General features: G+C 68.0%; 12 protein-coding genes. 11 read left to right on the top strand and 1 reads right to left on the bottom strand.

Annotated elements, in window-relative coordinates:
- Positions 1–17: 17 nt before the first annotated feature.
- From asnS to Q5064_RS06960, 10 genes are all read left to right on the top strand, one after another.
- On the top strand, positions 18–1,457 hold the full coding sequence (gene asnS / locus Q5064_RS07005) for an asparagine--tRNA ligase (RefSeq protein ID WP_302963322.1): 1,440 nt from the start codon (positions 18–20) through the stop codon (positions 1,455–1,457).
- Between the two features lie 144 nt (positions 1,458–1,601).
- On the top strand, positions 1,602–2,768 hold the full coding sequence (gene aroC, locus Q5064_RS07000) for a chorismate synthase (RefSeq protein ID WP_302963320.1): 1,167 nt from the start codon (positions 1,602–1,604) through the stop codon (positions 2,766–2,768).
- A 1-nt stretch (position 2,769) separates the two neighbouring features.
- On the top strand, positions 2,770–3,312 hold the full coding sequence (locus Q5064_RS06995; protein ID WP_302963319.1) for a shikimate kinase: 543 nt from the start codon (positions 2,770–2,772) through the stop codon (positions 3,310–3,312).
- Positions 3,294–4,403 (top strand): 3-dehydroquinate synthase, encoded by a 1,110-nt coding sequence (gene aroB, locus Q5064_RS06990; RefSeq protein ID WP_302963318.1) that lies wholly within the window; start codon positions 3,294–3,296, stop codon positions 4,401–4,403. Before Q5064_RS06995 ends, aroB begins: the two co-directional genes overlap by 19 nt.
- Entirely contained in the window at positions 4,400–4,843 is a 444-nt protein-coding gene (aroQ, locus tag Q5064_RS06985; RefSeq protein ID WP_302963317.1) for a type II 3-dehydroquinate dehydratase, read from the top strand. Before aroB ends, aroQ begins: the two co-directional genes overlap by 4 nt.
- A gap of 169 nt (positions 4,844–5,012) precedes the next feature.
- Positions 5,013–6,161 carry a Xaa-Pro peptidase family protein gene (locus Q5064_RS06980; protein ID WP_302963315.1) on the top strand — a complete coding sequence of 383 codons (1,149 nt, stop codon included), beginning with the start codon at positions 5,013–5,015 and terminating at the stop codon, positions 6,159–6,161.
- Positions 6,162–6,163: 2 nt separating this feature from the next.
- Positions 6,164–6,889: a response regulator transcription factor gene (locus Q5064_RS06975; RefSeq protein ID WP_302963313.1), complete on the top strand. Its 726-nt coding sequence runs from the start codon at positions 6,164–6,166 to the stop codon at positions 6,887–6,889.
- A gap of 247 nt (positions 6,890–7,136) precedes the next feature.
- Positions 7,137–8,081, top strand: coding sequence for an ABC transporter ATP-binding protein (locus tag Q5064_RS06970; protein WP_302963312.1), 945 nt, complete (start codon positions 7,137–7,139; stop codon positions 8,079–8,081).
- Complete coding sequence (locus Q5064_RS06965; RefSeq protein ID WP_302963310.1) at positions 8,074–8,922, top strand: ABC transporter permease; 849 nt, start codon at positions 8,074–8,076, stop codon at positions 8,920–8,922. The genes Q5064_RS06970 and Q5064_RS06965 overlap by 8 nt, the downstream gene beginning before the upstream one ends.
- A gap of 28 nt (positions 8,923–8,950) precedes the next feature.
- A complete protein-coding gene (locus Q5064_RS06960) occupies positions 8,951–9,850 on the top strand; it encodes a HAMP domain-containing sensor histidine kinase (protein ID WP_302963308.1) in 900 nt (299 codons plus the stop codon).
- Between the two features lie 152 nt (positions 9,851–10,002).
- On the opposite strand, the gene Q5064_RS06955 is transcribed toward Q5064_RS06960, so the two are convergent.
- Positions 10,003–11,643 (bottom strand): FAD-dependent oxidoreductase, encoded by a 1,641-nt coding sequence (locus tag Q5064_RS06955; protein WP_302963306.1) that lies wholly within the window; start codon positions 11,641–11,643, stop codon positions 10,003–10,005.
- Positions 11,644–11,927: 284 nt separating this feature from the next.
- On the opposite strand from Q5064_RS06955, the gene Q5064_RS06950 reads away from it, so the two are divergent.
- Positions 11,928–13,331, top strand: a complete 1,404-nt coding sequence (locus tag Q5064_RS06950; protein WP_302963303.1) for a helix-turn-helix transcriptional regulator — start codon at positions 11,928–11,930, stop codon at positions 13,329–13,331.
- Positions 13,332–13,416 lie beyond the last annotated feature (85 nt).

Raw genomic sequence — 13,416 nt, 5'->3', positions numbered from 1 at the left:
CTGAAGGAGAGCGCCCCATGGATCGCATCAAGATCGCCCAGCTGTACGCCGACGCCGACCGCTTCGACGGCGAGCGCGTCACCGTCGCCGGCTGGGTCAAATCCGTCCGCGATATGAAGAACTTCGGCTTCGTCACCTTGAACGACGGCAGCTGCTTTAAGGATCTGCAAATCGTCATGGAGCGCGAGGCGCTGGCCAACTACGACGAGATCGCCCACCAGAACGTGTCGGCGGCGCTCGTGGCCACCGGCGTTCTGCGCCTGACCCCCGACGCGCCCCAGCCCTTCGAGCTGGCGGCCGCCGAGATACGCGTCGAAGGTCCCTCGGCTCCCGATTACCCGCTCCAGAAGAAGCGCGCGACGGTGGAGTTCCTGCGCACCCAGCAGCATCTGCGCCCGCGCACCAACCTGTTCCGCGCGGTGTTCCGCGTCCGCTCGGTGGCCGCGGCCTCCATTCACCGCTTCTTCCAGGATCGCGGGTTCGTCTACGTGCACACGCCCGTCATCACGGCCAGCGACTGCGAGGGGGCCGGCGAGATGTTCCGCGTGACCACCTTCGATCCGGCGCACGCCCCGCGCGTGAGCGAGGAGGCGGCCGCCGCGAGCGGGGGCGCGCTGGTGGCCGGCGAGACCGACTGGAGCCAGGACTTCTTCGGGGAGGCGGCGTCGCTGACGGTATCGGGCCAGCTGAACGCCGAGAACTTCGCCATGGCCTTCGGGGACGTGTACACCTTCGGGCCGACGTTCCGCGCGGAGAACTCCAACACCGCCCGCCATGCCGCCGAGTTCTGGATGGTGGAGCCGGAGATGGCCTTCGCCGACCTTAACGACGACATGGATGTGGCCGAGGCCATGCTCAAGTACGTGATCGAAGACGTGATGGAACGCTGCCCCGACGAGCTGGCCATGCTCAACAAGTTCGTGGACAAGGGGCTGCTCGAGCGCCTGCGCCATGTGGCCGGCTCCGATTTCGCCCGCATCACCTACACCGAGGCGATAGACATCCTGCTGGCGGCCCAAGAGGCCGGGCACGCCTTCGAGTTCCCGGTGGAATGGGGCATCGACCTGCAAACCGAGCATGAGCGCTACCTGACCGAGGAGCATTTCCGCTGCCCCACCTTCGTGACCGACTACCCGGCGGCCATCAAGGCGTTCTACATGCGCCTGAACGACGACGGGCGCACGGTGGCGGCCATGGACTGCCTGGTGCCGGGCATCGGCGAGATCGTGGGCGGCTCCCAGCGCGAGGAGCGCCTGGAGGTGCTCGAGCGCCGCATCGAGGAGCTGGGCATGGATGCGGAGGATTATCGGGCCTACCTGGACCTGCGCCGCTTCGGCACCTGCTCCCATGCCGGCTTCGGCCTCGGCTTCGAGCGCATGGTGATGTACCTGACCGGCGTGAGCAACATCCGCGACGTGATTCCCCATCCCCGCACCGTCGGCAACGCCGCATTCTAGCGGCGAGGGAAAACGCGCCGTTCGGGTTCGGGCCGCTGCGGGTTTGCGAGCCTGCGGCGGCGCGCGGCTCCGACTGCGCTACAATAGGGCGTTGTACCGATTGCGCGGCCTTTTGGAGCGCCGCGCCATGAGAAAGCGTCCACCATGGAATACATCACAGCGGGCGAGAGCCACGGGCCGGAGCTCACGGCCATCGTGACCGGCGTGCCGGCGGGCCTTCCCGTATCCGAGGAGCACATCAACGCCGATTTGGCGCGCCGCCAGGCCGGCTACGGCCGCGGCGGCCGCATGGCCATCGAGAAGGACAAGGTGCGCGTGACGAGCGGCATCCGCTTCGGCCGCACCATCGGCAGTCCCATCGCCCTTACCGTGCGCAACCGCGACTGGGAGAACTGGACCGAGCGCATGGCCGCCTTCGGGAGCGCCCCGTCCGATCTGGTGCGCGAGGTCACGCCGCGCCCGGGCCACGCCGACCTGGTGGGCGCCCTGCGCACGAACACCGACGACTGCCGCAACATCTTGGAGCGCGCGAGCGCCCGCGAGACCGCGGCCCGGGTGGCCGCGGCCGGCATCGCGCGGGAATTCCTCGCCGAGCTGGGCGTGGACATCATGAGCTACGTGGTGTCGGTGGGGGATGCCGCCATGGCCGAGGAGTCCATGGCCGACGCCGCCGAGCACAAGCCGCTCGACATAGAGCTCTCGGAGATGCGCTGCCCCGACGCGAAGGCCACGGTGGCCATGAAGAAGGCCATCGACCGGGCGAAGTCCGACGGCGAGAGCTTGGGCGGCACCTTCCGCATCGTGGCCACGGGGCTCGTGCCGGGGCTCGGCACCTACGCCACCGGCTCCGACCGCCTCACCTCGCGCATCGGCGCGGCGCTCTTCTCCATTCCCGCCATCAAGGGCGTGGAATTCGGCCTGGGCTTCGAGGCGGCGGCCCGTCCCGGCAGCCAGGTGCACGATCCCATCCTGCTGGAGGGCTGCGACTTCATCCGCGCCTCGAACAACACGGGGGGCCTGGAGGGCGGCATGACGAGCGGCATGCCGCTTATCGTGACGGCGGCCATGAAGCCCATTCCCACCCTCATGCAGCCCTTGCAGACGGTGAACCTGGACACGCTCGATGTGGAAGAGGCGTCCAAGGAGCGCTCGGATGTGTGCGCGGTGCCGGCGGCGGCCGTGGTGGCCGAGGGCGAGGTGGCCTTCGCGCTGGCCAACGCCTACCTGGAGGCCTTCGGCGACACGTGCATGGCCGACATCAAGGCGTCCATCAAGGCCTACAAGCAGCGTCTGCGCACCATGGGGCGCTAGCATGGCGGCGGAACTTTCGCGCCCGGTGTTCTTCGTGGGCTTCATGGGCGCCGGCAAGACCTCGGTGGCGCGGCGCTTGGCCCGCACCTGCGGCGTGGCCTCGGTGGACATGGACACCTACATCGAGCGGCGCGAGGGCAAGAAGGTGAAGGACATCTTCGCCGCCTCCGGCGAGGAGGGCTTCCGCGCCGTGGAGACCGACGTGTTGCGCGAGCTGGCCGCGGCGGAGAACCCCATGCTCGTGTCCTGCGGCGGCGGGGTGGTGGTCACGCCCGAGAACCACGAGGTGTTCCGCGAGGGCGGCTTCGTGGTGTATCTGGAGGTGACCGCCGACGAGGCCGCGAGCCGCATCAGCGACACGTCCACCCGGCCCCTGTTCCAGAACTTGGAGGCGGCCCGCGCCCGCTGCGCGGAGCGGCTGCCCCTGTACGAGGCGGTGGCCGATGCCACCGTGAGCACGGCCGGCCGCTCGGTGCCGGCCATCGCGCGCGACGTGCAGCGCATCTTGGAGAAGGAGGGTATCTTATGCCCGCAACGAAGATAGTCGTCAACATTCCCGGGGAAGCGCCCTACGACGTGCGCATCGGCACGACGGTGCTCGAGGGCTTGGGGGCCTCGCTCAAGAAGCTGCCCGGCGTGGCCGATGCGCCGCGCCTGCTCGTCATCACCGACGCGAACGTGGGTCCGCTGTACCTGGAGGCCGCTAAGGCGTCGCTCAAGGCCGCGGGCTTCCGCGTGAGCGACATCACGGTGCCGGCCGGCGAGGAGGCGAAATCGCTCGCCGTGGCCGGCGAGGTGTGGAACGCCATGGCCGCGCTCTCGCTCACCCGCGACTGCGCCGTGGTGGCCCTCGGCGGCGGCGTGGTGGGGGACCTGTCCGGGTTTGTCGCCTCCACCTATATGCGCGGCATCCCCTTCGTGCAGGTGCCCACCACCCTTCTGGCCATGGTGGACTCCTCGGTGGGGGGTAAGACCGGCGTGAACCTGGATGCGGGCAAGAACCTCGTGGGCACCTTCAAGCAGCCGGCCTACGTGGGCGCGTGCACCTCGGTGCTGGCCACGCTGGACGAGCGCGAATGGGCCTGCGGCTGCGCCGAGATCGCCAAGGCGTCGGTGATCGACTCCGACGAGTTCTTCTTCTGGATGACCGACCACGCGCCGGCGCTCGCCGAGCGCGATCCGGTCGTGGTGACCGAGGCCATCGCGCGTTCGGTGGTGTTCAAGGCCAACGTGGTGGCCGAGGACAAGACGGAGAGCCGCGGGGTGCGCGAGTGTCTGAACTACGGCCACACCCTGGGGCATGCCGTAGAGGCGCTTGCGGGCTACGGCACGTTCTCCCACGGGGCGGCGGTGGCCGAGGGCATGCGCTTCGCGGCGCGGCTCGGCGTGGCGGTGGCGGGCACCTCCGAGGAGCTCGTGGCTGCTCAGGACGAGCTGCTCGACGCGCTCGGGCTTCCGGCCCTTCCCTGGTCGGCGCCGGCCGAGGAGATGCTCGCCGCCATGAAGCGCGACAAGAAGACCCGCGCCGGGGAAGTGCGCTTCGTCATCCCGCGTGACATCGGCGACTGGGAGCTTACGGCCGTGCCCGACGAGGTGATCCTGGAGCATCTGCGCCAGTGGGAGGCGTCGAAGTGAAGAGGATCCTCCTTGTGAACGGGCCGAACCTGAATATGCTCGGCGTGCGCGACCCGGCCATCTACGGCTCGGACACCCTGGCCGACATCGAGGCCATGGTCGCGGCCTACGGGGCCGATCGCGGCGTTGCGGTCGACTGCTTCCAGTCGAACCACGAGGGCGCGCTCATCGACCGGCTGCACGCGGCCCGGGGCACCTATGACGGCATCGTGTACAACCCCGGCGCCCACACCCACTACTCCTACGCCCTGCACGACGCGGTGGAGTGCATCGGCGTGCCGGTGGTGGAGGTCCATATCTCGGACATCGACCGGCGCGAGGAGTTCCGCCGCACCTCCGTCATCGCGCCGGCCTGCGTGGCCCAGGTGAAGGGCTTGGGGAAGGAAGGCTACCTGCGCGCGATGGATATACTGTTGGAAGCGGCGACAGCCGCGGACTGAGAGCCTGCAAGCTGCGATCATGGAGGACGCGGGAGCGGCGGGGCGTCCCGCGCGCAGGTTGCGCAGCGAACGGAAATGTCCAGTGGACATTTCCGCCGAGCGAGCCATTGCTTGAGCACGGGACGTCCCGCCGCTCCCGCGGCCGGACGATGAGATGAAAGGCACACCTATGACCGTCTTCGACGAACTGCACAACCCGGTAGCCTGCGAGTGGCATATCGGCCAGCTTCTGCGCACCATGAACCAGCTGCGCGACGGGCGGCCCTCGCCCATGGTGGTGCGCGACACCTCGAACATCCGCTGGCTCACCGCCTTCGACGACGTATTCGACGACGAGGACGCCCACGCCCTCTACGTGGCGCCCGACCGCGTGGTGCTGCACACCGACTCGCGCTACGCCAAGGCCTGCGAGCAGGCGGCGCGGCGCACGCCGGTGCGGGTGGACGACACGCGCGAGAGCCACGCGAGCTTCGTGGCGCGCCAGTGGAACGGCTCGTGGCTGCACGGGATGCCCGGGGCCCAGCTGCAGATCGAGGACACTATCACCTTGGCCGAGTACCGCGCCCTGCAGAAGGCCTTCCCGCCCGAGTTCTCCATCGGCGAGACCGACGGCGTGGTGCGCCGTCTGCGCTCGGTGAAGGAGCGCTACGAGGTGGCCCGCATGAAGGGGGCCCAGTCCATCACCGATGCCGCCTTCTCCCACATCGTGGAGTTCATGCGGCCGGGCATGGCCGAGCGCGAGGTGCAACTGGAGCTGGACGAGTGGATGCTGCGCCACGGCGCCCAGGGACTCGCCTTCGCCACCATCGTGGCCACCGGCGAGAACGCCGCGAACCCCCATGCGGTGGCGGGCGCGACGCTGCTCGAGGCCGGCCAGTGCGTGGTGCTCGACTTCGGTGCGAAGTCCTACGGCTACTGCTCGGACATGACGCGCACGGTGTTCCTCGGCGAGCCCGAGGGACAGATGCGGTCGGCGTGGGACGCGGTGCGCGCCGCCAACGAGGCCGTGGAGGCCATGCTCGCGCCGGGCGTGACGGGCAAAGAGGCCCACGAGCGGGCCGAGGAGGTTCTGGCCGAGGGCGGGTTCGCCGGCGCCATGGGCCACGGGCTCGGCCACGGCGTGGGGCTCGACATCCACGAGGAGCCGGTGCTCTCGCCGCGCAACCCCGAGCCGCTCGTAGAGGGCAACGTGGTCACGGTGGAGCCGGGCATCTACCTTCCGGGCAAGTTCGGCATGCGCCTGGAGGACTTCGGCGTGGTGACCGACGACGGCTTCGAGGTGTTCACGAACTCCACCCACGACATGGTGGTCGTCTAAGCGTGACGATCCAGGGTGCCCGCATTCTCGTGGTGGAAGACGACGCGGCCATCAACCGCGTCGTCTGCTCGTATCTGGGCAAGGCCGGCGCGGCGTGTACGGCGGCCTTCTCGGGCAGCGAGGGGCTGATGCGTCTGGAAGGCGGCGCGGCCTTCGACCTAGTCGTCACCGACCTTATGCTGCCCGGTGCGTCGGGGGAGGCGGTGGTGGCCGCTGCTCGTGAGCGAGGTATTCCCGCCCTGGTGCTTTCGGCGCGAACTGCCGTGGCCGACCGGGTCGACCTGCTGCGCATCGGGGCCGACGACTATCTCACGAAGCCTTTCGATTTGGAAGAGCTGCTCGCCCGATGCGAGGCGGTACTGCGCCGCAGCGGGGCATTTGCGGGCGGCGCTGGCGCGGATGCCGATTGCGATGGGGGAGCGGGCGCCTCCCTTCTGCACTTCGGCGCCTGGGAGCTAGATGAGGATGCCCGCACCTTCGCGGCGGCTGGTACGCCGGTGCGCCTCACACGCACGGAGTTCGAGATCATGCGCGCCCTCATGGCCGCACCGCGCCGGGTGCACACCAAGCGCGCGTTGTCGGCGGCTGCGGGCGGAGATGCGGCGGCTTTGGAGGACAAGACCGTGGCCACCCATATCGGCAACATCCGCGCCAAGCTGCGCCCCTCCGGCACCGACGACTACGTAGAGACCGTCTGGGGCGTCGGCTTCAAGCTGCGCGAGCTGTGATGTTGGAAAACGTTGAATTCTTGCCAAATCAAAACACGTAGGATGACCAGGCTATACGTACTATAATCGCAGGTCAGGGTCGTGGCAAGAAACCAACGTTTTCCAACGAGCAGCCGCGAGGGCATCGTTGCGGGGACTGCGGATGCCCCCTCGTTCTTGTCCCTTTCTTGGAACTTTCTGGCCGGTTCCTGAAAACGGGCTTCCTAAGATGGAGGGGAAATCGGTAGCCAAGAGAAAGGGTGAGCCTATGGAGGCGCTGTGTTGCGAGCACGTGAGCCGGGCATTCCGGGGAAGGCGTGTGGTGGACGATGTGTCGCTGGCGGTGGAGCCCGGCGACATCTACGGGCTTGTGGGGCGCAACGGGGCCGGCAAGTCCACGCTGCTGAAGCTGCTTGCGGGCTACCTGGCCCCGACGGACGGTACGGTGGCGGTGTGTGGTGAGGTGCTTGGGCCGTGCCAGACGAGCGCGCATCTGGGTTGCCTCATCGAGCACCCCGCTGTGAATCTCGGGCTCACGGGGTTTCAGAACGTGATGGTGCGGGCGCTCGCCCAGGGGCTGCCCGACCCCAAGGCGGCGGTGGCCGAGGTGATGGAGGCCGTGGGGCTTGAGGCTGTGGCTGGGAATGTTGCCAAGGGCTATTCCCTCGGTATGAAGCAGCGCCTCGGATTGGCGCTTGCTCTCATTGGGCGGCCGGATGTGCTGCTTTTGGACGAGCCGTTCAACGGCCTCGACCCCGAAGGGGTGCGCCAGGTCCGGCGCCTGCTGGCCGACCTCGCCTTGCAGCGAGGGTGCGCCGTGCTCGTGAGCTCGCATGTGCTCGACCAGCTGGAGCGTCTGGTCACCCGTTACGGCGTGCTGCGCGAGGGGCGCCTGGTAGCTCAGATGACCGCGCAGGAGGTGGAAGATGCCTGCGCCGACTATCTCTGCGTGGAAACACCGGAGACGCCGCGAGCTTTGGCGGTGCTGGAAGGGGCGTTTCCGAATGCCGCCTTTACGGTGATGCCCGACGACGCCATCCGCGTGGTCGGCCCCGATGCCGAAGCGGTGGGCCGCGCGCTGCTTGAGGCCGAGGTACCTGTGAGCGGGCTGTACGTTCACGCCCGCGACATCGAAGACTACTTTGTGGAACTCATGGGAGGTGCGGGCGCGGTACGTGCCGACTCCGAGAAAGGGGGTGGCAGCGATGCTTAATCTGCTGCGAGCTCAGTGGTACTCCTTGGCGCACAATCGGATGTTCTGGGGGTTTCTCGTTCTGTTTGCGGTCGTCATGGTGTGGGATATGGTGTCCATCGGGCAGAACTACCATGGGCAAGAGGGCTTCCGCAACATTCCGTTTGTCTACCACGAAGACGTGACGGTGACGCTTGATCCCGAGGGCTATTTGGGGGAAGGCGGGGTGATGTACTTTCTCGTGCCGCTTGTGCTCCTGTTCGTGGCGGTGTTTTTCGGCGAGGGGTTCCGCACGGGAACCTGCCGATCGTTCGTGGTCGGGCCGTCTTCGCGATGCGACCTCGCGCTGGCCTCGGCGGTGACGGTGGCGCTGCTGACCGTGCTGTTCGTGCTCGTCGGCCTGGTGGCGGTTTACGCGGTCATTCCCCGTTTCCCTCTTCTGGATGTGGGTCTGCCAACCGGGCGTACCCTGCGTTGGGCGCTGCAGTTGGTGCTGATCGTGGAGGTATACGGGTTGCTGACAGTGGCCGCGGCGGCGGCGACGAAGCGGGTCGCGCTTACGGTGATTGCAATGCTGCTTCTGGCCACGGGCCAGGCAGAGGTGCTGCTGATGAACCTGTATGTGATCGCGAGCCAGCTAGGGGTGGCCATTGGATTGCCCGAGTTGTTCGCAGCGGCCGAGGTGTCGTCGGCGTTCTTTGAGACGGCGGCCATGGTGCCCACGTGGCTGCCGGCCGCCCAGCTGCAGTGGATGATGGGAGAGGGCTGCACGCCGGTGGCTGGCGACATCGCGCCGGTGGCGTTGTTGGCTGCGGGGGCTTTTAGTGTCGCCTTGCTGGTGATACGCCGACGGGCGCTTTGAGGGCGATGGGCTGCGGAAAGGAGCTGCGATGATCTGGCTCGGAGTGCTGTGCGTCCTGCTTGCTGTTACGCTCGTGGTTTACGTGGCGGCCACAGAGCGGCAGATGCGCGGTTTGGCGGCGTCGCTGGCCCAGCGTTCCCACGAGGGGCGGCGCGTGCGGCTGGCCTTTCCCACAGCCGGCGCCTGTGCATTGGCCCGTGAGGCCAACGGGCTCATCGATGAGGCCGACGACGTCCGGCGCCAGGCCGCCGAGGAGCGGCGCGTGCTGCAGGAGAACCTGGCCTCGTTCTCCCACGATGTGCGCACGCCGCTCGCGGGCGCCCAGGGCTTTCTTCAGCTGTACGCCGTGGCCGACGACGATGCCGAGCGCGACGAATGCGTGGCGGCCGCTGCCGAGCGCCTGGGTGCGATGCGGGGACTCGTGGATGCGCTCTTCGAGTACGCCAAGGCCGGCGACGGCTCCCGCGCGCTTGCGCAGGAGCCCGTGGATGTGGCCGAAGTGGTATCGAGCGTGCTGGCGGCGCTTTATCCCGCCTTCGCCGAGCGCGGGTGGCAGCCGGCGGTATCGCTGGCGGAGGGCGTGGTTGAGGCCGATGGCGAGGCTGTGCGCCGTATCGTGGAGAACCTGCTCGCGAACTGCCTGCGCCACGGGAGCGCCGCGCCCGCTGTCGAGCTGCGCGCGGCCGAGTCCGGGGCGGCCGAGTCCGGGGCGAGCGGCTTCTCCCTGATGGTTTCCAACGCGGCCGAGGATCTGGATGTTCTGGATGCGAGCCGCCTGGGGGAGCGCTTCTATCGCGGCGACCCGTCCCGCCGCGCCGGCGGCAGCGGGCTCGGCCTTGCCACGGCCCGCAGCTTGGCCGATGCCATGGGGTTGCACCTGCGGCCGTCCATCGAGGGCGACCGCTTCATCGTGACGTTCTCGTCTTGAGGGGGAGTACCGGCTCCTTGGTGGCAGCAGGCATTGCAAAGCGGCTCTGTCGAGAGCGGAATCTGCCCTTGTGGACCCTCTCGGGATCTGCAAGCACGCGCGCTCCCTGACGGGAGCGCGCGGGGGAGGGCGTGTGGGGTTTGATGCGAGCCTTAGGCCTCCAGGCCGGCGAGGCGACGGCCGACTAGGTAGCCGAAGGTTAGGCAGCGTCCGTGACTGACGGCGCTCATGTGGTGGGGGTAGGTGCCGTTGAACATGCTGCCGGAGGTGTTGCCGAGGGCGTAGAGCCCCTCGATGGGCGCGCCCGAGCCCGTCAGCACGCGGGAGTCAGCGTCGATGCGCAGGCCGTTCACCGTGACCAGGCAGCAGCCGCTCTCCTCGATGGCGTAGTACGGCCCCTCCTCGAGGGGAATGAGGTCGCCGGGCTTCTTCCCGAAATCGGTATCCTCGCCGCTGGCGCACAGCTCGTTGTAGCGCGCCACCGTCTGGGCGAGGTTGGTGGCGTTGATGCCGCACTTCTCGGCCAGCTCGTCCAGGGTCGGCGCCTCCACGAGGACGTCCTTGATGGAGTCGTACATGTCCTCGGGCGTCCAGGGGGCGCCGCCCTTGGCCTTCTCGAGGGACGCGAGGATATCGGTGCCCGAGAGCAGCACGAAGTCATGGGCGCCCGGCTGGTACATGATGGCGTTGCTCATGTACTCGAAGGAGAGGTTCTCGTTCACGAAGCGCTCGCCGTTCTCGTTCACGCGCAGGAAGGCGAGCATGGCGCCGTTCGCGCGGCTGCCCGTCTTGGCGCCGGCGGGGTCGTTCATGAGGATGTGCGGCCAGTCGTCCTCGGCAGCACCCGCGGCAAGCCCCATGAGGATGCCGTCGCCCGTATTGGTGATCGTCGGGTTGATCCAGGCGTACACCGCCAGGTCGCGTGGGCGGATGCGCTGGGTAAGCATGTCCCAGTTGAACTCGTAGCCACCGGTGGCGAGCACGACGCCCTTCGCGGCCTCGATCTTGATGATGCCGTCGGCGCCCTTCGCGTAGACGCCCGTCACTTTCCCGTCCTGGACGGCCAGCTGCACGGCCGGCGTGTTGTAGCGAATGTCGGCACCCTGGCTCTCGGCGATGCTGAGGAGCATCTCCACGAACGAAGCGATGCCCTTTTCGATGCGCACGCCCGAGCCCCAGGTGGTGACGCCGCAGAACTCGGTGTTGCCGCCTTTCACCGTGAAGGAGCCGCAGGCATCGCCGACGGTGTCCATGGCCCAGTCCAGCGCTTCGCCCGAGCGCTCGCACCAACGCTCCCAGACGGAGCGGTCGCAGCGGAAGTGGGCGGTTGCGAGGCCGTCGTTCATGAAGTCGCGGGCGCTCAGCACGATGTCCGCCTCCGCATGGGCCCGGTCGCCGAAGGCCGCGACCTCCGTGCCGCGGGCGGCAAAGGTCGTGCCCTTCTCCAGGAGCACCACTGACAGCCCGTTCTCGGCCGCGGAAGCGGCGGCGGCCACGCCCGACATGCCCGCTCCGCAGATGGCGACGTCGCATGAAAGGGTCTCGACGACGTCGTCGTCGGAGATGGGCTCGGCGATATAGGCCACCTCGGCGCCGTTCGGCGGGAAGAACTCCAAGTTACCGGTATTGGGGATGGTCGTCTCGCCACCGTCGGCGGCCGTGCTCGCGAGCTCGGAGGCCTCGGTGTCGGGTTTGCCGGGCGTTCGCGGCGCGCAGGCGGTAAGCGATGCGGCCGCAGCGGCCCCGAGCGCTCCCAGTCCGATGAAGCCGCGCCGTGAAAGGTTCTTCTCCATAGTGCCCTCCTCAAGGTAGGTTTCTCCGTCAGGCGGCCGGGGACTTCTGCGCTATACTTGCGATTTGCATCTTCCGCACGGCGTCTGCTCCCGGCCGCCGCGCCCGTTGCACCGGGCATGGACGAGGCTAAGGGAATGGAGGGACCATGTCATCTGACCAAACGGCCAAATATGGCTTGGGCCGTGTCTGCCAAAAAGTAGGACACGGTTTATCGGGCATTTTCTCCGACAAAACGTCGTTCATCTATATTTTCGGCTTGGCGGCGTTCTACGCGTGGAACTTGGTGGATATCTTCGCTCCGCCGCTTGTGGGCTCGGGCGGAGGGCCTGGCATCGAGGTGTCCACGGTCGTCTCGTCGGTCTGCAACGTGGGGAGCTACATCGCCATCGCCGTGCTGCTCTCCCGATTCCGATCCTTCTTCGCCCTGGCCTTCGCTGCTGCCGTGGCGGCGGCTGCAGCGGTGCTCGGAGCCTGGGTCTTGTGGTCGGTCGGACTGGCGGGCTCGTCCGAGGCCTCACTTGCATACAAGGGGGCAACACGGGTGTGCGCGGCCTTCGTGATCGTCGCCTGGGGGATGCGCTTCAGCGAGCTGGAGGGTTCAGCGCTCACCCAGCGGGCCCTGGCCGCCTTCTGCGTGGCGACGCTGGCCTTCCTCGTCATCGGCGCGACGCGCGGGTTCTTGCAGTGTGGGCTGTTCGCGCTGCTTCTGCCGCTCTCGATGGGCTTGTGCTTTCGAGCGACGGGCGGATGCGCGGCGGGGGAGGGCGCACTGCGGCCTACGCAGGGCGAGGTCCCTCCCGATTGTGGGGAGACCCCGCCTGCCGCATCGGGGTCGCATGACGGGGTGAGCCGCTTCCTCTCGTCGGTCTGGCGCCTGCTGCTCGTCTTCACGCTGTTCGGCATCGTGACGTGGGTCATGATCCTCGGGGCGCAGGCGGGTCTGTCGGCGGCCTTTCCCGGTTCCGTCGTCGCGGGTGCGGCCTTCGCCGTTATGGCCTGCCTGCTCGTCGCCTCCTGCGTTTTCGAGGGAGTCGTCTCCTATCGCTATGTGTACAAGCTGGTGCTGCCCCTCGTCATGGTGGGGCTGCTGCTCGTGGCCGCGTTCGAGGGGTTCCGTGGCGTGGGGGCGGCCGTCGTGTCGGTGGGGTTCACGTGCTTCGATTTGTTCTGCTTCGTCATGGTGGCGACGGCCTGCCGCCAGAGCGGCGTGCGGGCGGGCGCGGCCTTCGGCTGGTACCGCGCCCTGGAGAGCTTCGTTCCCATGGTGGCCTTGGGACTCATGGCAGCCCTCGGGCAGCTCGGTGCTCGCGGTGGCAACACGACCCTGTACGTTCTTGTGGCGGCGTGCGTTCTGGTCCTCGCGGTGGTGCTCGTGTTCGACCGGGGGAACATTCTGGAGCGCGGGCGGCTGAACCCGGACGTCGTCTATCCCCACGCCGAGGCCCTTTACTTCGCACGTCAGTGCGAGGAGGCGATTCGCCTCTATGGGCTCTCGCCCCGCGAGGCAGAGGTCCTGAGTCTCGTGGTGCGCGGCCGCAGCGTCCCCCACATCGCCGAGCGCCTCTATCTCTCGCGCGGAACGGTGAAGACCCATATCACTCGCATCTACCAGAAACTCGGCGTGGGGGATCGCCAGGAGATGATCGACTGCATTGAGTCGTTGGAGCTGCCTGAGGACGAGCGGTAGCCATCTTTTCCTGCCCGCGCCCCAGCTGCCGTTCGTCGGCGGTGAGCGGCGGGGTGTTGGCCGTCTGGCCTTCTCGTGGTTGTGC

Source organism: uncultured Adlercreutzia sp. (assembly GCF_958431955.1).
In the GTDB taxonomy this organism is placed as follows: domain Bacteria; phylum Actinomycetota; class Coriobacteriia; order Coriobacteriales; family Eggerthellaceae; genus Adlercreutzia.
The sequence above is the reverse complement of the archived record's forward strand: the minus strand, read 5'-3'. Positions and strand labels throughout refer to the sequence as shown.